We start from the raw sequence: 17936 nt of genomic DNA, 5'->3' as shown, positions 1-17936 counted from the left end.
TCTCACCATGAGCATCACCAAGCGCAAGGCCCGGGAGGTGGTCGAGCGCGCCCGTTCCTACCACCACGGGGACCTGCGCGCCGAACTCCTCCGCCGCGCCGAGGAGACCCTGCGCGGCGACGGGATCGAACGCCTGTCGCTGCGGCAGCTGGCCCGCGACACCGGGGTCAGCCACGCCGCGCCCGCCCGGCACTTCCGCGACAAGCAGGCGCTGCTGGACGCGCTGACGGTCGCCGGATTCGAGCGGCTCGGCGCGGAATTCGAGAAGGCGGCGGCCGCGGGCACCTTCCTGGAACGCCTGCGCGCCATGGCCCACGCCTATCTGCGGTTCGCCATCGACAATCCGGAACTGCTGGCGCTCATGTTCGCCCGCAAGAACAGCCCGACCCCGGCCATCGGGAAGGCCGCGGAACGCGCGTTCACCGTGCCGATCGAGATGGTCACCGACGCGCAGGCGCTCGGGGAGGTGGTGCCGGGAGAGCCGCGGCGCATCTGCCTGTCGGCGGTGGCGGCGCTGCAGGGGCTGGCCTCGATCCTCGGGTCGGGGCTGGTCGACGCCGCGGAGGCGGACGGACTCTTCGACGAGATGGTCACCCACATGCTGAACGGTTTGCGTCCGCGACGCTGAAATATTTGCGTCCGCGACGCTGACGCGCGGTTCACCGAACTCGGCACCGCGCCGCCGCCCCCGAAATCGGTGGCCTCCGCACCCGTAACCTTTCAGGCGTGACGATCGAGAAACGACAGTGACGATCGAAGGCAGGCAGTACGGCGGACGCGCCGTGACCGAACGAAAAGCCGAGCGCCGGCAGCGTTTCCTCGACGCGGCCATCCGAATCTTCGGCGAGCGCGGCTACGCCAACTGTTCGCTGGCCGATGTGTGCGCCGCGGCCGGACTGTCCAAACGGCAGTTCTACGAGGAATTCCAGACCCGTGAGGACGTACTGGTCGCGGCCTACGACCAGATCCAGGACCAGTCGGCGGCCGCCCTCGCCACCGCGTTGAGCGCCATGGGCCCCGACCCGGACCCGACCGAGACCGTGACCCAGGCCCTGTCGGCCTTCCTCGACTCCATCGGCGCCGACCCGTTCCGCGCCAAGGTGGCCTTCGTCGAGGTCGTCGGCGTCAGCGAACGCATGGAACAGCACCGCCGCGCCCGCCGCCACCTGTGGGGCGACACCCTGCGCCTGGCCGTGCAGCCCCTGGCCGGGGACTCCGCCTCCCTCCGCGGCACCCCCGAACTCGCCACCAGCGCCCTCATCGGCGCGATCAACGGCCTCGCCCACGAATGGCTGCTGTCGGACCCCCGCCCGCCCGTCCGGTCCCTGGTGGAGGTTCTGGTCCCCATGACGGTCGCCCTCATCGCCCGCGACGCGGACTAACGATCACACCGCGGGCGCGGAAGTTCGCGCCGCGGGGCACGGGGATCTGTCGGTGTCGGGCGGCAAGATCTCCGGCATGACCGACGAGGAGCGGCGCTGGGCCGATCCGCAGGCGACCGAGGCTGTGCGCAAGCTGTTGCGGCGGCATCGGCGGGCGGTGGAGACGGTGCTGACGGCCGCGCGGGTGGATGGGCTGGATCAACTCGCCGATGCCGCAGCCGGATACGTGGCGGCGCCGGAGCGGGCGGGGACGGCGGCGGGGGCGGCGGTGGCGTTCGCCATCGCGCAGTACGCGGCGGTCGCCTATCGCACGGGGGTGCGGCGGGAGCAGGAGTTCATCGATCGGTTCGTCGACAGCTGGATGGTCGAATTCGGGCACGCGTTCGCGACCGAGGTCGCGGAGGCCCGATGCGGGGTGCGGGTCGAGGAACCCGATCCGCGTGCGGGACGGATGACGGCCTGGCTGCGGGTGACCGAGCCCGGGGAAGAAGTCGAGCCCGCCGCCGAGGCGCTGCGCGTCCGGGTGCGGGAACGTCTGGGGAGCGCGTCCGAGGGAGCGGCACGGGTCGCGCTGGAGCCGAAGTCGGTGACGACCGACCAGATTCGGCGGCTCGAGGCGGCCATGGTGGACGGCAGGCGGTGGCGGGCCGCCGCGCATCGGCGCTTGGTGCTCGAGGATCCCGCGCTCGGGCCGGCCGCGCGGCTGCTGGTGTGGGCGGTCTTCGATGCCCGCGGCGAGGTGACGGGGGCGTTCCGGGTGGACGAGGACCGCGTGCCGCGCACCGTCGAGGGCGAGCCGGTCGAACTGGCGGATCAAGCGTTGGTGGGCGTGGCTCACCCGATCCAGCTCGGTGCGACGCTCGCGGCCTGGCGGGACCTGTTCGACGACAATCGGTTACGGCAGCCGTTCGAGCAGCTGGAACGGCCGATCAACCTGCTCACGACGGAGGACGCGGAGTCGAATCGCCTGTCCCGCTTCAGCGATCGGTCGATTCGCACGGATCGGGTGTTCGGTCTGCAACAGCTGGGCTGGCAGGTGTCGCGGGAGGTCCTCACCCGCCGGTTCGGACCGGTCCGGGAGGTGATCGTCACGCTGGATCCCGGGCTCGAAGGCGGTTTCCGCGACGAGCCCGAGCTGCAGCGGGTGCTCTCGGTGGAGCTCCGGGGCGGCACGTTCGATGCGCTCGACGCCGTGACCGCCTCGGAGCTGATCCGTCAGTTGGAGCGGCTGGCGGCGTGACGTCCGGCGCGGCGGCCGAAGAACGAGCCCGCGCCGAGCTGGGTGCCGCTGGAGTAGCCCTTGCCGTCCTGGGCCAGGGTGGAGGCGGTCGCGCCCGCCGCGTACAGGCCTGGGATGGGTGATCCGTTGTCCCGCAGCACCTCCGAGTCGACCGAGGTGCGCAGCCCGCCGAGGGTGAAGCCCGCGTAGAGCGCCTTGCCGAGGGTCAGGTCGAAGGCCGCCCACGGCCCCTGGTCCTGCGGTTGCAGCCATTCGGCGGCCTTGTGGAAGTCCGGGTCCTCGCCGCGAGCCGCGTTCTCGTTGTACCGGTCGAGCGTGGATCGCAGTGTCTCGGCGGGGATTCCGAGCGCGGCGGCCATCTCGTCCACGGTCTCCCAGCCGTCGATGAACGGCGCGAGCGGGAACATGGGCCGTTCCATGTGCTCGGAGTCGACGATCAGGTAGGCGACCGCGCCGGGCTGATCGAGCACATACGCGGAGGTGCGCGCGTGGTAGGAGTCCTCGGCGACGAACCGTTCGCCCTTGTGGTTCACCACGATTCCGGTCAGCAGCTTCGACGGCGGATAGACCGGCGCGGTGACGAACGCCTGGTCCATCATGCGGGTCACGCCGCCCGCCGACACTCCGAGCCGGATGCCCAGCCCGTCGTCGAACGGCGTCCCGAGCACGAACGGCTTCTCGGTCAGCCACGGCACGTGCTCGGCCACCATGTCGGTGTTCATGACGAAGCCACCGGCGGCCAGCACCACCGACTTCGCTTTCACCGCACCGGTTTTGCCGAGGCTCTTCCACTCCACCCCGACCACCGCGCCGTCCGCGTCGGTGATCAGGTTGGTCACGCCGGTCTCGTAACGCACCTCGACCCCGAGCGTGGCGGCCCGCTTCACCAGCAGGTCGATGATCATGGCCGCGCCCTGGGTGTCGCCGGGCACCGGAACCTTGTGCCCCCGGGGCGCGGGCACGGCCTGTTCCCGGTAGGGCCATACCTTTTCGTTGCCGGTGTACATCAGCCCCTGCGTACCGGGCTGGATGACCGCCTTCTCCGGGTAGTAGCTGCGCTCGAACTCGAATCCGAGGCTCTCCAGCCAGTCGAAGTGCTCGACGCTGCCTTCGCAGTAGGCGCGGATCTTCGCCGGTTCCGGATCCCGCGCCACCGACAGCAGGTACTTGTACATCTCCTCGACCGAGTCCTCGTGCCCGGTCGCCCGCTGCACGGCGGTGCCGCCGCCCAGGTAGAAGTGCCCGCCGGCGAGCGCCGTGGTCCCGCCCGCGACCCCGGCGCGTTCCAGCACCAGCACGCGGGCCCCGCGCGCGGCCGCCTCGACCGCCGCGCACCCACCCGCGATGCCGAATCCGGCGACCACCACGTCGACCTCGTCGGACCATTCGGTAACGGACTCCGCCGCGACGGTTTCCGGAATCTGCGTGCTCACTGCGCACCCTTCTTGATCTGCTCGAAGAACGCCCGCATGTTCGGCCCGATCTCCGCGAGTTCGATGAACGGCACGCCCGAGTCCGCGCCGTCGAGGTAGGCGAACCGCATCTGCCCGCCCATATCGCCTTGTTGTACCACCGGAATCCCCCGGGCCTCGGCGTCTTTCAGCGCGGCGTCGAAGTCCTGGGGCTCCAGGCAGACGTGGTGCAGCCCCGCTCCCCCGCGTTCGAGGAATTCGGTGTAGATGGAGCGCCCGTTCACCGGCTGGATGAGTTCGAGCTGCATATCCCCGCTGTACCCGAGCGAGATGTGCGCGGTGAAGTCGGCGGGCTCGCCGCGATACACGCATTTCTCGGGCCCGAAGTGCACGTCGGGCATCCGCATCCAGCCCTTCACGCCCATGGTCGTCGTCAGGAACCGTTCCCCGGCCTCGATGTCCTCGACCACCCACGCGATCTGGGTGACGGGCCCATCGGCCACGCTCGTGCTGTCCACTTCGGCAGTTAATCACAATCGCTTAATTTGGCAAGGGCTACTCGTCGTCCGGATCGGCTTCCGACGGCGCGGTCCACCCCTTGTTGCTCAGCCCGTAGAATGTCGCGACCAGCAGATACAGCACCAACGCCGCGATCGGCGACAGGAATCCGACCCCGATGCAGGCCGCGTAGACCAGAATTCCCGGCCAGGCCCGCCAGCTCTCCCGCCGCGCGTAATCCGCCCCCAACCCGGACTTCAGCATCTCCGGCCGCTTCGCCAGCCGCCACCACATGGGCGCCCACGGCACGGTCATCAGCACCCCCACGATCCCGTACAGCGCCACCGCCACCACCGCGTCCCGATGCGTCCCGTGCACGACGTTCTCGGCCACCACCATGGTCGGGAACGGCACCAGCGAAATCCCCAGCAGCAGAAGCAGATTCCACCACCGCAACACATGGTCGATCCGCCGCAACCGCCCGAAGAAGGTGTGGTGGTTCATCCACACCACCCCGATCGTCATGAACGACGCCAGATACGCCACATACGACGGCCAGATGTGCCCGAGCGCCTGCAGCAAGCGCCCCGGCTCGTGCTCGGGCACCCGGATCTCCAAAATCAACAGGGTGATGGCAATCGCCATCACCCCGTCGCTGAAAGCTTCCACCCGAGCGGTTCCCGCGAGCGTGCGTTCCGGAACCGATCCCTCACTCATGCATCGCAGCGTAGACCGGTTCGGCGGTCGGCTCGATTCGCTTGACGCGCTTGACCGTTCGCACGGTGATAACGGCCATGACGGCGGTGACGCCGATCATCAGGACGCTCGACAGCCAGGTCATGGTGTGGATGGGCAGGCGGTAGACGAGCACCACCCGCAGGGCCGATTCGCCCATCAGGCCGACACCCCACATGACGGCGATCCGGTTCAGCAGGCGACGGACCACGGGGTTGGTGCGGAACTTGTGGTCCAGCTGGGCCAGTCGCTCGGGGGCTCCGGCGAGGCCCTTGCGGGCGGCGACGTAGGTGAGGGGCTTGCCGAGCAGGGCGCTGATCAGGAAGGCCAGGCCGATCGCGGCGGTGGTGACCGAGTCCCGGACGATGATCATCCGGGCATCGCCGCTGATCACCGAGGATCCGATGCCGAAGGCGAAGCCCACGAGGATGAGCGCGGCCAGGGCGTCGATCTTGCGGGCCCGGATCACGCCGACCAGGACCACGGCGCCGGAGAACAGCGCTCCCGCCAGCAGGGCGATGAAGTCGGAGTAGCCGGCGGCGTGCAGGGCGTAGTAGGCGGCGAGCGGCACCGCGATGTCGCGGAGGGTGGGGGCCAGCATGCGGAGCACATTCGGCCGGGCGGCGGGCGCGGCGAGCGTGTTGTCAGCCATGATGCGAACTCCTGTAATCGGTTTCTGCGCTACAGGAATGACGCTACGGAGACCGCCGCCGCACCGAATCTGCCAACCATCACCTCCCGGCCATGACAGTTGTCATGCCGCGACCGTGGCCGCCGCTTCCAGATCGCGCCCCTTGGTCTCGGGCGCGCCCCACAGGCAGATCAGGAAACCGATGGCGGTGACCACCGCGGCGAACAGGAACGTCGGCCCCATCCCGAGATGGTCCAGCGACCACGGCCGCGTCGAGCAGCGGCCCGCCCGAGCACGCCACCGCGAGCCGTGCGTGGAAGGAGGTGAAGGGCGCGTCATCGATGACCGAACTCATGCGGCCTCCTACCCGGATCGACGACCGAAGCAAATGAGCGGCAAGCACATCGAACGTACCCGCGGGCGTCGACCGTCGTCCCGGCTGACACGCCGCTTCCCGCCATCCCCGCCTCGCGCGGGAGCGGCGGCGATGATTTCCGGTGCCGAACGTCGTCTCCATTCGCAGCGGCCGAAACACCGAGCGAACACCGATTCGAGGAGTTGACCATGTCGTACACAACGCAGCCCGGCGATCCGATCTGGACCGATATCTTCACCACCGACCCCGAGGGCGCGATCGCCTTCTACGGCGAATTGCTCGGCTGGACGGCCGAGATCGCGCCGGAGCACGGGAACTACATCACCTTCCGCAAGGACGGCAAGGCCGTGGCGGGCGGGATGGCCAGTGACGGCTCGAGCGGCCCGAGCCAGTGGATGGTGTACCTGGCCAGCACCGATGCCGAGAAGACGGCCGAGAAGGTGACCGCGGCGGGCGGCATGACCGTGGTGCCGGTGATGCCGGTGTCCGACCTCGGGAAGTTCGGGGTGTTCGGCGACAACGGCGGCGTCGGCATCGGGGTGTGGGAGCCGGGCGCCATGACCGGTTTCGAGCAGCGCGGCCTCGTCGGCGACGGGCACTGGGAGGGCCATGTGGGTGCGCCGTCATGGTTCGAACTGCACACCCGCGGCTATGACGACGCACTGAAGTTCTACCGCGAGGCGTTCGGCTGGCAGGACCCGTTCACGATCGCCGACACCCCCGAATTCCGCTACACCACCATCCATTCCGTGAGCCCGATGCTGGGTGGCGTGATGGATTCCTCGGGCTTCCTGCCGCCGAGCGTGCCCGGCTATTGGACGGTCTACTTCGGTGTCGAGGATGTGGACGCGTCGGTGCGGAAGGTGCAGGAGGTGGGCGGCAGCGTGGTGCGCCCGCCGGAGGACACCCCGTACGGCCGGCTGGCGGCCGTCGCCGATCCGGCGGGTGTGCGATTCAGCCTGGGCGGCAACAAGTCCTGACCCGGAAAGGCCGAACGGCCCGGTCTCCACAGCGACCGGGCCGTTCGAATCATCCCGTGGCGACGTGGTCAGCGCCCCAGCAGCGCGTCCGGCGTCGTCGCGGGAAGTCTGTCACCGCAGCGGGTTCAGCCGCGCACCCCGGTGGCGAGGGTCTGCTGCCGGCCCAGTCCGGCCACCTCCACGACGACGACATCGCCGTCGCGCAGATAGGGTTTCGGCTCCGGGCGGCCGACCGCGACGCCCGCGGGCGTGCCGGTGAGCACCAGATCGCCGGGTTCCAGGGTCATCAGCGTGCTCAGGTAACGCAGCACCTCGCCGACCCCGGCCACCATGTCGCCGGTCGAACCCGCCTGCCGCTGTTCGCCGTTCACCCACAACTGCAGGCTCAGCGCCTGCGGCTCGGCGATCTCGTCGGGTGTGACCAGCCACGGCCCGATGGGGGTGAAGGTGTCGAAGGACTTGCCCTTCACCCAGGTCGGTTCGCCCGCGATGCCATCGCGTTCGGTGACGTCGTTGGCGGTGACGTAGCCGCCCACCGCCCCCAGCGCGGTGGCGGCGTCGGGGCAGTCACGCAGGCGGCGGCCGATCACCACGCCCAGCTCCACCTCGTGGTCGGTGGTGGCGCTGTGGCGCGGCAGTTCGATGGCGTCGTAGGGGCCGCTCACCGTGGTGCCGGGCTTGAGGAAGACGACGGGCCGTTCCGGGATGGCCGCGCCGATGGCGGCGGCGTGGTCGGTGTAGTTGAGGCCGACGCCGATCACCTTGCCGGGCCGGGTGATCGGCGCCCCGATACGCGCGGCGGGATCCACCTCGGGCAGCGTGCCGGAGGCCAGCGCCCCGAGGATCGCGCCGAGCGCGATCGGATCGCCCAGCAGCGTCCCGTCGACGTCGGCGGTCACCGCGGACACGTCGCGCAGCACGCCGTGATCGTCGATGGCCGCGGGCCGCTCGGACCCCTTGGGTCCTACTCGCAGGAGTTTCACGCGTCGCCTCCGGACTGCTCGGATACCGTGGCGGTCACGCGGCGGCCGCCCGGCAGATATTCGTCCGCGATGCGAACGCCCAACTGCTGCAACAACATCAACCCGGCGCTCAGGCAGCGCTGCTCGTCGGGCTCGATCTCGAGCAGCGAGTACACCGCCGTGAAACCGGCCGCCTGAAAACGCTCGGGCGGCAAGGTGTTCCGGCCGCACACCGCGACAACGGGCACCCCCGCCGCCCGCGCGGCCGCGGCGACGCCGGCGGGCGCCTTGCCGTGCAGGGTCTGCTCGTCGAGCTTGCCCTCACCGGTGACGACCAGGTCCACCCCGGCCAGCCGTTCGTCGAAACCGACCAGTTCCAGCATCAATTCGATGCCGGGCCGCAGGGTCGCGCCGAGCACCGCGAGCGCGGCGAATCCGACGCCCCCCGCGGCGCCGGCCCCCGCCACGCCGCGCCGATCCGACCCGAGTTCGTCGGCCAGCCGTCGCGCCCACTGCCCGAGCGCGGCGTCCAACTCGGCGACCTGGGCCGGATCGGCGCCCTTCTGCGGTCCGTAGACCGCGGCGGCCCCGGAGGGCCCGGTGAGCGGATTGTCGACGTCGCAGGCCACGATGACCTCGACGCCGTCCATCCGCTCACGCAGGGCGGTCAGGTCGATGGAGTGCACCCGGGTGAGCGCCGCCCCGCCGTCGCCGATGGGTCGCCCCTCGTCGTCCAGCAGCAGGGCGCCGAGCGCCTCCAACAGTCCTGCGCCGCCGTCGGTTCCGGCGCTGCCGCCGATCCCGAGCACGATGCGGCGGCAGCCGGCCGCCACCGCCGCCGCCATCACCTCGCCGGTGCCCCGGCTGGTGGCGGTCATGGGGTGCGGACGGCCTTCGGGCAGCCGCACCAGTCCCGACACGTCGGCCATTTCCACGACGGCGAGGTCGCCGCGGCGGGCGTAGGCCGTCAGCACCGGTTCCCCGGTCGGGCCCGACGCGGTCAGCGGGACCGCGTCGAACCCGGCCGCGAGGGCGGCGGCGACGGTGCCGTCACCGCCGTCGGCGACGGGCACCACCGCCACCGAGGCGTCGGGTCGCCCGCGCCGGATTCCGGCTCGCACGGCGGCCCCGACCTGCGCCGCGGTCAGCGAGCCCTTGAACTTGTCGGAGGCGATCAGCACACGAGCCATGGGAATCCTCTAGTCCAGCGGAACGGTGGCGGTCGGGGCGTCCGCGAAGGCGGAGGCCAGTTCCTCGAACTCCGTGATCGCGTCGATCCCGGCCGCGCCCATGGACACGTTGGTGACCCGCTCGAGAATGCACTCGACCACGACGGGCACCTTGTACTCGGCCATCAGCGATTTGGCCTTCTCGAACGCGGGACCGATGTCCTGCGGCTCGAAGACGCGAATCGCTTTGCAGCCCAGGCCTTCCGCGACCTTGACGTGGTCCACGCCGTAGCCGTTGACCTCGGGCGAGTTGATGTTCTCGAAGTCCAGCTGCACGTAGTAGTCCATGTCGAACGCCCGCTGCGCCTGACGGATCAGGCCCAGGTACGAGTTGTTCACCAGCACATGGATGTACGGGATGTTGAACTGCGCGCCGACGGCCAATTCCTCGATCAGGAACTGGAAGTCGTAGTCGCCCGAGAGCGCCACCACCGGCTCGTCCCCGACCGCGGTGGCCACACCCAGCGCGGCGGGCAGGGTCCAGCCCAGCGGCCCGGCCTGACCGGCGTTGATCCAGTGCCGCGGCTTGTACACGTGCAGCATCTGCGACGCCTGGATCTGCGACAGACCGATGGTGGTGACGTAGCGGGTCTCTGGGCCGAAGGCCTTGTTCATCTCCTCGTACACGCGCGCCGGCTTCAGCGGCACGTTCTCGAAGTGCGTCTTGCGCTGACCGGTCGCGCGCTTGGCGCGCACCTGCCCGACCCACGCGCGGTGGTCGGTCAGACCGCCCACCTGGTCGAGGGATTCGGCGACCGCGATGAACTGCTCCAGCGCGGCGCCGGCATCGGAGACGACCCCGTAGTCGGGCGCGAAGACCCGGCCGATCTGGGTCGGCTCGATGTCGACGTGCACGAAGGTGCGGTCCTTGGTGTAGACGTCGAGCGCACCGGTGTGGCGGTTGGCCCACCGATTGCCGATGCCCAGCACGAAGTCCGCGGCCAGCAGCGACTCGTTGCCGTAGATGTGGGAGGTCTGCAGACCCACCATGCCCGCGTTCAGCTCGTGGTCGTCCGGAATCGAACCCCAGCCCATCAGGGTCGGGACGACCGGAACACCGGTCAGCTCGGCGAACTTCACCAGCAGCGCGTCGGCGTCGGCATTGATGACGCCGCCGCCCGCGATGATCAGCGGACGCTGCGCGGCGTTGAGCATCGCCAGCACCTTGGCGGCCTGCGCCGGGGTGGCGGCGGGGCGCACGACCGGCAGCGGCTCGTAGGTCTCGATGTCGAACTCGATCTCGGCCAGCTGCACGTCGATCGGCAGGTCCAGCAGCACCGGGCCCGGACGGCCTTCGCGCATGAGCCAGAACGCCTTCTGGAACGCGCCCGGCACCTGCGCGGGCTCGAGCACCGTGTGCGCCCACTTGGCCAGCGGCTTGGCGATGGAGGCGATGTCGACGGCCTGGAAGTCCTCCTTGTGCAGCTTGGCCACGGGCGCCTGGCCCGTGATGCACAGGATCGGAATGGAATCCGCGGAGGCGGCGTACAGGCCGGTCACCATGTCGGTGCCCGCGGGCCCCGAGGTGCCGATGCAGACACCGATATTGCCGGGCCGGGCCCGGGTGTAGCCCTCGGCCATGTGCGAGGCGGCCTCGACGTGGCGGGCCAGCACGTGCTTGATCCCGCCGTGCGCCTTCATGGCGCTGTAGAAGGGGTTGATCGCGGCGCCGGGCAGGCCGAAAGCCTGTGTGGCCCCTTCCTTCTCCAGGATCAGGACCGCCGCGTCGACGGTGCGCATGCGCGCCATGCTCAGTTCTCCTTGTCCAGGGCGCCGCTCAGGCGCTCCACGCCGCGCAGCAGGGCAGAGTGGTCCAGGTGGCCGTCGCCGTTGGCGCGGGCCGAGGCGACCAGCTGCGCGATCAGCGAGCCGGCCGGGGTCACCAGACCGGCCTCGCGGGCGGCGGTGGTGAAGATGCCCATGTCCTTGTGGTGCAGGTCGATGCGGAAGCCGGGCGCGAACTCGCGGTTGATCATCTTGTCGCGCTTCTGGTTCAGCACGGCCGAACCGGCCAGGCCGCCGCCGAGCACGTCCAGCGCCGGGCCCAGCTCGACGCCGTAGGCCTCGAGGAAGACCACGGCCTCGGCCACGGCCTGGATATTGGTGGCCACGATCAGCTGGTTGGCAGCCTTCACGGTCTGGCCCGCGCCATTGGTGCCGACGTGCACGACGGTCTTGCCGACCTTGTCGAAAAGCGGCTGGGCGGAGGCGAAGTCCTCGGCCGAACCGCCGACCATGATGGACAGGGTGGCGTTGACCGCGCCCGGCTCACCACCGGAGACGGGGGCGTCGAGCAGCCGGAAGCCGCGCTCGGCGGCCTGCTTGGCCAGCTCCTGGGTGACGTCCGGGCGGATGGACGAGAAGTCGATGATCAGCGCGCCGGGCTCGGCGGTCTCGAAAACGCCCTTCTCCCCGGCCAGGACTTCCTGCACGTGCGGGGAGTCCGGCACCATCACGGCGATGACGTCCGCGCCGCGCACGGCGTCGGCGATGGAGGTGACGGCCCGGCCGCCCGCGTCCACCAGCGGCTGCGCCTGGGCCGGGTTGCGGTCGAAGCCCTTGACGGCGTGGCCGGCGTTCTGCAGGTGGACGGCCATCGGGCTGCCCATGATGCCGAGGCCGATGAAAGCGATGTTGGTCATGATCTGTTCCCTAAGTCGGTGAATGTCAAGAGTTTTCGGTCTACTTGGCGGCGCGGCGGTCACGCGGCAGCCATTCGAAGGCGTCCTCGGAACGGCCGGAGGGCTTGTACTCGAGGCCGACCCATCCGCGGTAGCCGCGCGACGCGAGGTCGGTGAGCTGGAGCTCGAGCTGGAGTTCACCGGTGCCGGGCTCGTTGCGGCCCGGGTTGTCGGCGATCTGCACGTGGGCGATGCGGTCGGTGTGCTCGGTGATCACCTTGTCCACGTCGTCGCCGTTGACGGCGAGGTGGTAGAGGTCGGCGAGCAGGCCGATGTTCGATACCCCGGAATGCGCCTGCACCTTGTCGATGACGGCGAGACCGTCGGCGGCGGTCAGCAGCGGGTAACGCGGTGCGCCGGAGGCGGGTTCGACCAGCACGGTGGCCCCGATGCGGGCGGCGGCCAGCGCTGCGGCGGAGAGGTTCTCGACAGCCAGCTCGTCCTGCTGCTCGGCGGTGGCGGCTTCGACGCGGTTGCCGTAGAGAGCGTTGAAAGCCTTGGTGCCCAGGCGTTCTCCGATGCCCACGGTGACGTCGATGTTGTCCTTGAACTCCGCCGCGCGAGCCGGCCAGGAGACCAGGCCGCGGTCGCCGCCCGGCATGTCACCGGCGAAGAAGTTCAGGCCGATCAGCTGCACGCCCGCGTTCTGGACCGCGGTCACGAAGGCGTCCACATCCTTGTCGGACGGGACCGCCTCGGCGAACGGCCACCAGAACTCGATGGCGTCGAATCCGGCCTGCCGCACGGCTTCCGGGCGCTCCAGGACGGGCAGCTCGGTGTACAGCAGCGAGCAGTTCACGGCGTAGTTCAGCGTGTGGGTCATCAGGAATCCCTCCAGTCGTTCCCGCAGGTTCTCCGCTGTTTTCCATAATGCGGAAATGTTTTTTCGGGATATGAAAATGCTAGAGCTCCCGGAACAAGCCCGTCAAGAGAGTTCCGGGAGCTACCGGCCGGTAGAGCGGGAAATATACGAAGTTGCGGAATCGAGCGCGGATCCCACTCGACTCAGTCGCGGATGTCGTCGTCCAGGCGTTCGCCCAGATCGTCCTTCCGATCCTCGACCGCGGCGAACACCGAAGCGCCCGCCTTGTTTCCGCGCGTGATCTCGTTGAACACCAGGTTCAACACGATCGCCACCACGGCGGTGGCACTGATCCCGGAGTGCATGATCACCCCGAGCCAGGTCGGGAACTTGTCCCAGAACGTCGGCGCCGCAATGGGAATCAGGCCGACACCCAGGGCCACCGCGACGATGACCATGTTCAGGTTGTCGGTGAAATCCACCCGCGCCAGCGTGCGGATACCGCTCGCCGCCACCGATCCGAACAGCACGATGCCCGCGCCGCCCAGCACCGGATACGGAATCCCGGCCACCACCGCGCCCACCACCGGGAACAGGCCCAGCAGCACCAGCACCAAACCGCCCGCGGCGACCACGAATCGGCTCTTGATGCCGGTCAGCGCCACCAGCCCCACGTTCTGCGCGAAGGCGCTGCACGGGAAGCTGCCGAACACCGGCGCGACCGTGGTGGACAGCATGTCGGCCCGCAGGCCGGCCGCCACCCGCGCCGAATCCACCTCGGTGCCGACGATCTCGCCGATGGCGAGGATGTCGGCGGTGGTCTCGGTCATGATCACCAGCACCACGATGGTCATGGACACGATCGCCCCGACCTCGAAGGTCGGCCCGCCGAAGTGCAGGATCGGCGGCAGCGCGACGATTTTCGCCGTGCTCACCGCACCGAAGTCGGCGTGATGGGTGAGCAGGGCGAGGACCGTGCCGACCGCCAGACCCAGCAGGATCGACAGCCGCGAGATCGCGCCCTGGAACACCCGGCTGATCACCAGGATGATGAGCAGCGTGAGCCCGGCGAAGCCGATATTGCCCACCGATCCGTAGTCGGCGGCCTTCGGATTGTTGCCCATCGCCCACCGGAACGCGGTGGGCAGCAACGAGAGTCCGATCACCGTGATGATCGTCCCGGTCACCACCGCCGGGAACAGGCGCACCAGCTTGGCGAAGAAGCTGGACAACACCAGGCCGATCAAGCCGGCGACTATGATCGCCCCGAACACCGGCCGGAGTCCGCCGTCGCTCGCGATGGTCACCATCGTCGAGACGCTCGCGAACGAAATGCCTTGCACAATGGGCAATCTGGAGCCGATCGGCCCGATGCCCAGGGTCTGGAGCAGGGTCGCCAGGCCGGAGACGAACAAGCCCGCTGTCACCAGCAGCGCCATGTCCGACACCGAGAGCCCGGCCGCACCGCCGACGATCAGCGGCGGCGCGATCACTCCGCCGTACATCGTGAGAATGTGTTGAGTTCCGTAGATCGCCAACTGCCCCACCGAATGTCGCGCATCCTCGGGTCGGGTGACGGTCACTGACACGCGGCTCTGGTCATCACCCATCGCCGCACCTCCTAGATCAGGAAGAGGGGAATCAGGCTCTGCCTGGTCAGCAAAAGCCGGGGGTGGCGAGCCAGGCGTTGCCGGACTCACGAGCGTCGTCGCGCTCGACGGTGGCCTCGATGAGGCCGTAGGGGCGATCCGCGGCGATGAAGACCTCGCCCGGGTTCTCGACATTGAACGGGCTCAGGTCCACCAGGAAGTGGTGCTTGTTCGGTGCGGAGAAACGGATCTCGGCGACCTCGGTGAACTGCTCGAGCACGGCGCGGCCCATGGAGTACAGGGTCTGCTGCAGCGCGAGGGAGTGCACCACGGCGAACTGCCGCAGGATGGTCTTGAGGATGGCGTCGTAGGTCTTGTCCCAGTCGACGTCGGTGTGGTTGTAGCGCCACTTGGCCACCAGCGAGGTCGCCATGATGCGGTCATTGGTCGGCCGCAGGGTGGTGTACTTGTCCTTGAAGAAGCCGTGGAACTCCGAGCCCGTGGTCTTGAGCAGGGTCAGGTCGCGGACGCCGGATACCACGTGCGCCACCCGATCCGGGCCGACGCCGTCGACGTTCACCACGGTGGTGCGGATGCCCCGACCGGACTTCACGAACGAGTGGTCGTGGCCGGAGCCGTCGACCTCGATGCGGTCCCAGGCGTATTCCTCGATCTCGACGCGCGCGCCGGTGGCGGTGGGGGCGCGGGAGATGAAGTGGTCGGCGAGGGTGAGACCGAACTCCTCGATGGAGTGCACGCCCTTCTCCTTGGCGAAGGAGAAGGCGGTGTTCTTCTGGGTGTCGGTCGGCAGTACGTCGCCCTGATCGCCGGTGATGTGGGCGTCGGCGAAGTCGCCGCGCAGCGCCGAGGAGACGTTCAGGTCGCGGATCTGGTGGCGCGGAGTGTCGCGGTAGACGCGCACGACCCGGTTCTCGGCCTTGCCGTACTGGTTCTGTCCCAGCTTGATTGCCATAGGGGTTCAGCTTCCTCGATAGGTGGAATAGGCGAAGGGGCTCATCAGCAGGGGCACGTGGTAGTGCTCGCCCGGCTCGCCCGCCACGGTGAACGTGATCGACACCGTGGGATAGAAGTAGGTCTGTCGGGTTGCGGCGGAATAGGACTCGATGTCGAAGGTGAGCCGGTAGTTCCCCGCCTCCAGCCCCTCGGGGCCGAGGTCGCGGACGCGGCCGTCGTCATCGGTCTTGCCCTCGGCCAGCACCCGGGTCTCGGGGCCGAGGTGTTCCAGCCGGACCGGGACGCCCGCGGCGGGCTTGCCGAGCGCGGAATCCAGGATGTGCGTCGTAATGGTGCTCATTGTTCGAAGACCTTTCGCAGGCGCAGGACGGCGATCTTGCGCAATTCTCCGGCCACCACGGCCGCCTCGGCGGCATCGTCGTTGGCGAGGCGCTCGTGCAGGTTCGTGAGGATCTGCTCGGCCGACAGGCCGGTGGCGCAGATCAGGAAGACCCGGCCGAATCGCTTCTCGTAGGCGCGGTTTCCGTCCAGCAGCTGAGCGGCGACGGCCACGTCCTGCCCGACCCCGGCCTGTTCCTGGCGCGACCACGCCGATCCGGTGCCGGTGCCGGCGACCCGCTCGCCGATCCGGGGGTGCGCGGCCAGGGCACGGTCCACGTCGGCGCCGGACAGTCCGGCGGCCAGTTCGTCGGCTCGGGCGAGCACGCCGTCGATATCGGCGTAGGGCCGGTCCGCCAGCACGGCGTCGGCCCATTCGGGCACGTCGCAGCAGGTCAGCAGATCCGGCCGGAGTCGTTCACCGGCTGTCGAATTGAATTCGCTCAACGTCACCATCGGCGCTACCTCTCTCGGATGACGGAAGGGTGATTCCGCCACTCGAGAAGAGTGTCACGGGCCACAACAACTCGTCAACAGTTTGTTGAATATATACACGGGCCGCAGGTCAGAGCACTGGTTCGGCTCAGGCCGAGGGGGCCAGAGCGGGGGTCGTGCGCGAGCGGAACAGCTGATGCAGCACCAGGGCCGTCAGGCAGCCCGCGCTGATTCCGGACGCCATGATGATCGACACCGGACCCGGCAGACCGGCATAGAACGAAGGGGCAACCGTCGGGGTCATCCCGACGAACAGCGAGACGCCCACGATGAGCGAATTGATCGGGTCGCCGAGATCGGCCTTGGCGAGGGTACGGATGCCACTGGCCGCCACGGTCCCGAACAACACCAGTCCCGTCCCGCCCAGCGCCGGTTTGGGCACCAGCTCGACCACCGCGCTCGCCACCGGGAAGAGCCCGAGCAGCACCAGCAGCGCACCGCTGGCGGCCACCACGAAACGGCTGTACATCCTGGTCAGCGCGACCAGGCCGACGTTCTGCGCGAAAGCGCCGCACGCGAATCCGCCCATCACCGAGGCCAGCACGGTGCCCAGTCCGGCGGCCCGCAGACCGCCCGCTATGTGGTGCTCCTCCGCGGGCCGGTCCACGATCTCGCCGAGCGCCATCATGGTCGCGGTCGATTCGGTCATCACCACGAGCATGACGATGCACAGCGAGACGATCGCGCCGATCTGGAACTGCGGAACGCCGAAATGCCAAGGCGGAATGAAGCCGACCAGCGCGCTGGAGCGCACCGGGCCCGTATCCAGCAGTCCCAGTGGCCATCCCGCCAAGGACCCGGCGACCAACCCGATCAGCAGAGCGAGCTGCCGACCGAACCCTTTCAGGAATCGATGACACAACAGCACCACGACCAGGGCGATCGCGGCGACGAGGAGGTTCTTCAACGGCACGTGCGCCTCCCCCATCGCACCCTCCCCCGCGCCGCTGATCCAGCCCAGCGCGACCGGCAGCAGCGACAACCCGATCAGCGAGATGACGGTTCCGCCCACGATCGGCGGGAAGAACCGGTGCAGCCGTGAGAAATACGGCGCGGCGAACACCGCCAGCATGCCCGCCACCAGGGTCGCGCCGAAGATCACCGGCAGCGCCTCCCCCGGCGCGGCGTCCTTGGCGATGGCCAGGATCGGGCCGACCGCGGCGAAGGAGCCGCCATTGATCAGCGGCAGCCGCGCGCCGAACTTCCACCAGCCCAGCGACTGCAGCAGGGTGGCCAGGCCCGCGGTGAACAGGCTTGCGGTGATGAGCAGGACCGTGTCGCTGGTCCCCAGCCCGACGGCCGCGCCGACGATCAGCGGGGGCGCCACGACTCCGGCGACCATGGCGGCGATGTGCTGCAGGCCGCCGGCGACCAGCTGCCAGGGCGGCGGGATGACGTCGACCGGATGTCGTTCTGGCGCTTCTGTTTCCATGGGAACGCAGCCTCTCTCGGATCGCGGAAGGGTCATTCCGCTAGCCGAGAAGAGTGGCATGGGCCACACTGGTCGTCAACAGTTCGTTGAAGATATACAGAGATCCCCGGTCAGCGCCATGACCCGAGCCGCGGGACCG

19 protein-coding genes are annotated in these 17936 nt (G+C 69.2%); 4 read left to right on the top strand and 15 right to left on the bottom strand.

Annotated features, from left to right (window positions below; genetic code table 11):
* Nucleotides 1-7: 7 nt before the first annotated feature.
* The 3 genes from ACWEOI_RS22130 to ACWEOI_RS22120 all read left to right on the top strand — a co-directional run bounded on the left by ACWEOI_RS22130 (nucleotide 8) and on the right by ACWEOI_RS22120 (nucleotide 2622).
* Nucleotides 8-628 carry a TetR/AcrR family transcriptional regulator gene (locus tag ACWEOI_RS22130; protein ID WP_452360817.1) on the top strand — a complete coding sequence of 207 codons (621 nt, stop codon included), beginning with the start codon at nucleotides 8-10 and terminating at the stop codon, nucleotides 626-628.
* A 154-nt stretch (nucleotides 629-782) separates the two neighbouring features.
* Nucleotides 783-1382: a TetR family transcriptional regulator gene (locus ACWEOI_RS22125; RefSeq protein ID WP_433667351.1), complete on the top strand. Its 600-nt coding sequence runs from the start codon at nucleotides 783-785 to the stop codon at nucleotides 1380-1382.
* A gap of 52 nt (nucleotides 1383-1434) precedes the next feature.
* Nucleotides 1435-2622 (top strand): DUF4132 domain-containing protein, encoded by a 1188-nt coding sequence (locus tag ACWEOI_RS22120; protein WP_452360816.1) that lies wholly within the window; start codon nucleotides 1435-1437, stop codon nucleotides 2620-2622.
* Here ACWEOI_RS22120 and ACWEOI_RS22115 read toward each other — a convergent pair.
* From ACWEOI_RS22115 to ACWEOI_RS22095, 5 genes are all read right to left on the bottom strand, one after another.
* Nucleotides 2598-4055 (bottom strand): FAD-binding protein, encoded by a 1458-nt coding sequence (locus ACWEOI_RS22115; RefSeq protein ID WP_452360815.1) that lies wholly within the window; start codon nucleotides 4053-4055, stop codon nucleotides 2598-2600. The two genes, ACWEOI_RS22120 and ACWEOI_RS22115, sit on opposite strands and share 25 nt — an antisense overlap.
* On the bottom strand, nucleotides 4052-4552 hold the full coding sequence (locus ACWEOI_RS22110) for a VOC family protein (RefSeq protein WP_452360814.1): 501 nt from the start codon (nucleotides 4550-4552) through the stop codon (nucleotides 4052-4054). The genes ACWEOI_RS22115 and ACWEOI_RS22110 overlap by 4 nt, the downstream gene beginning before the upstream one ends.
* A 37-nt stretch (nucleotides 4553-4589) precedes the next feature.
* Complete coding sequence (locus tag ACWEOI_RS22105; protein ID WP_357278928.1) at nucleotides 4590-5249, bottom strand: TMEM175 family protein; 660 nt, start codon at nucleotides 5247-5249, stop codon at nucleotides 4590-4592.
* Nucleotides 5242-5919 carry a VC0807 family protein gene (locus ACWEOI_RS22100; RefSeq protein WP_452360813.1) on the bottom strand — a complete coding sequence of 226 codons (678 nt, stop codon included), beginning with the start codon at nucleotides 5917-5919 and terminating at the stop codon, nucleotides 5242-5244. Before ACWEOI_RS22100 ends, ACWEOI_RS22105 begins: the two co-directional genes overlap by 8 nt.
* A 102-nt stretch (nucleotides 5920-6021) precedes the next feature.
* On the bottom strand, nucleotides 6022-6237 hold the full coding sequence (locus ACWEOI_RS22095; RefSeq protein WP_452360812.1) for an MFS transporter: 216 nt from the start codon (nucleotides 6235-6237) through the stop codon (nucleotides 6022-6024).
* 225 nt (nucleotides 6238-6462) lie between these two features.
* Between ACWEOI_RS22095 and ACWEOI_RS22090 the strand changes: the two genes are divergently transcribed.
* A complete protein-coding gene (locus ACWEOI_RS22090) occupies nucleotides 6463-7254 on the top strand; it encodes a VOC family protein (RefSeq protein WP_452360811.1) in 792 nt (263 codons plus the stop codon).
* 125 nt (nucleotides 7255-7379) lie between these two features.
* Here the strand turns inward: ACWEOI_RS22090 and ACWEOI_RS22085 are convergent, their stop codons facing one another.
* From ACWEOI_RS22085 to ACWEOI_RS22040, 10 genes are all read right to left on the bottom strand, one after another.
* On the bottom strand, nucleotides 7380-8237 hold the full coding sequence (locus ACWEOI_RS22085) for a fumarylacetoacetate hydrolase family protein (protein WP_452360810.1): 858 nt from the start codon (nucleotides 8235-8237) through the stop codon (nucleotides 7380-7382).
* Nucleotides 8234-9406, bottom strand: a complete 1173-nt coding sequence (locus ACWEOI_RS22080; protein ID WP_452360809.1) for a glycerate kinase — start codon at nucleotides 9404-9406, stop codon at nucleotides 8234-8236. Before ACWEOI_RS22080 ends, ACWEOI_RS22085 begins: the two co-directional genes overlap by 4 nt.
* Before the next feature lie 9 nt (nucleotides 9407-9415).
* Nucleotides 9416-11194, bottom strand: a complete 1779-nt coding sequence (gcl, locus tag ACWEOI_RS22075) for a glyoxylate carboligase (RefSeq protein WP_452360808.1) — start codon at nucleotides 11192-11194, stop codon at nucleotides 9416-9418.
* 2 nt (nucleotides 11195-11196) lie between these two features.
* A complete protein-coding gene (locus tag ACWEOI_RS22070; protein WP_433667369.1) occupies nucleotides 11197-12087 on the bottom strand; it encodes a 2-hydroxy-3-oxopropionate reductase in 891 nt (296 codons plus the stop codon).
* Nucleotides 12088-12127: 40 nt separating this feature from the next.
* Nucleotides 12128-12949, bottom strand: a complete 822-nt coding sequence (locus ACWEOI_RS22065; RefSeq protein WP_452360807.1) for a hydroxypyruvate isomerase family protein — start codon at nucleotides 12947-12949, stop codon at nucleotides 12128-12130.
* A gap of 182 nt (nucleotides 12950-13131) precedes the next feature.
* Nucleotides 13132-14538, bottom strand: a complete 1407-nt coding sequence (locus ACWEOI_RS22060; protein WP_433667372.1) for a solute carrier family 23 protein — start codon at nucleotides 14536-14538, stop codon at nucleotides 13132-13134.
* A gap of 46 nt (nucleotides 14539-14584) precedes the next feature.
* Nucleotides 14585-15490: a factor-independent urate hydroxylase gene (gene pucL, locus ACWEOI_RS22055; protein WP_452360806.1), complete on the bottom strand. Its 906-nt coding sequence runs from the start codon at nucleotides 15488-15490 to the stop codon at nucleotides 14585-14587.
* Between the two features lie 6 nt (nucleotides 15491-15496).
* Nucleotides 15497-15832 carry a hydroxyisourate hydrolase gene (gene uraH, locus ACWEOI_RS22050; RefSeq protein ID WP_433667376.1) on the bottom strand — a complete coding sequence of 112 codons (336 nt, stop codon included), beginning with the start codon at nucleotides 15830-15832 and terminating at the stop codon, nucleotides 15497-15499.
* Nucleotides 15829-16326, bottom strand: a complete 498-nt coding sequence (gene uraD / locus ACWEOI_RS22045) for a 2-oxo-4-hydroxy-4-carboxy-5-ureidoimidazoline decarboxylase (protein WP_452360805.1) — start codon at nucleotides 16324-16326, stop codon at nucleotides 15829-15831. Before uraD ends, uraH begins: the two co-directional genes overlap by 4 nt.
* A 127-nt stretch (nucleotides 16327-16453) precedes the next feature.
* A complete protein-coding gene (locus tag ACWEOI_RS22040) occupies nucleotides 16454-17797 on the bottom strand; it encodes a solute carrier family 23 protein (RefSeq protein WP_433667379.1) in 1344 nt (447 codons plus the stop codon).
* Nucleotides 17798-17936 lie beyond the last annotated feature (139 nt).

The sequence above is a fragment of the Nocardia sp. NPDC004340 genome, assembly GCF_053602575.1.
This window is presented reverse-complemented; position numbering and strand designations above follow the sequence as displayed.

Bases quoted from the DNA above. Each gene is read 5' to 3' on its own strand.
- ACWEOI_RS22130 (WP_452360817.1), top strand. From the start codon at position 8: ATGAGCATCACCAAGCGCAAGGCCCGGGAGGTGGTCGAGCGCGCCCGT.
- ACWEOI_RS22105 (WP_357278928.1), bottom strand. From the start codon at position 5,249: ATGAGTGAGGGATCGGTTCCGGAACGCACGCTCGCGGGAACCGCTCGG.
- ACWEOI_RS22100 (WP_452360813.1), bottom strand. From the start codon at position 5,919: ATGGCTGACAACACGCTCGCCGCGCCCGCCGCCCGGCCGAATGTGCTC.
- ACWEOI_RS22095 (WP_452360812.1), bottom strand. From the start codon at position 6,237: ATGACGCGCCCTTCACCTCCTTCCACGCACGGCTCGCGGTGGCGTGCT.
- ACWEOI_RS22090 (WP_452360811.1), top strand. From the start codon at position 6,463: ATGTCGTACACAACGCAGCCCGGCGATCCGATCTGGACCGATATCTTC.
- ACWEOI_RS22080 (WP_452360809.1), bottom strand. From the start codon at position 9,406: ATGGCTCGTGTGCTGATCGCCTCCGACAAGTTCAAGGGCTCGCTGACC.
- gcl (WP_452360808.1), bottom strand. From the start codon at position 11,194: ATGGCGCGCATGCGCACCGTCGACGCGGCGGTCCTGATCCTGGAGAAG.
- ACWEOI_RS22070 (WP_433667369.1), bottom strand. From the start codon at position 12,087: ATGACCAACATCGCTTTCATCGGCCTCGGCATCATGGGCAGCCCGATG.
- ACWEOI_RS22065 (WP_452360807.1), bottom strand. From the start codon at position 12,949: ATGACCCACACGCTGAACTACGCCGTGAACTGCTCGCTGCTGTACACC.
- ACWEOI_RS22060 (WP_433667372.1), bottom strand. From the start codon at position 14,538: ATGGGTGATGACCAGAGCCGCGTGTCAGTGACCGTCACCCGACCCGAG.
- pucL (WP_452360806.1), bottom strand. From the start codon at position 15,490: ATGGCAATCAAGCTGGGACAGAACCAGTACGGCAAGGCCGAGAACCGG.
- uraH (WP_433667376.1), bottom strand. From the start codon at position 15,832: ATGAGCACCATTACGACGCACATCCTGGATTCCGCGCTCGGCAAGCCC.
- uraD (WP_452360805.1), bottom strand. From the start codon at position 16,326: ATGGTGACGTTGAGCGAATTCAATTCGACAGCCGGTGAACGACTCCGG.
- ACWEOI_RS22040 (WP_433667379.1), bottom strand. From the start codon at position 17,797: ATGGAAACAGAAGCGCCAGAACGACATCCGGTCGACGTCATCCCGCCG.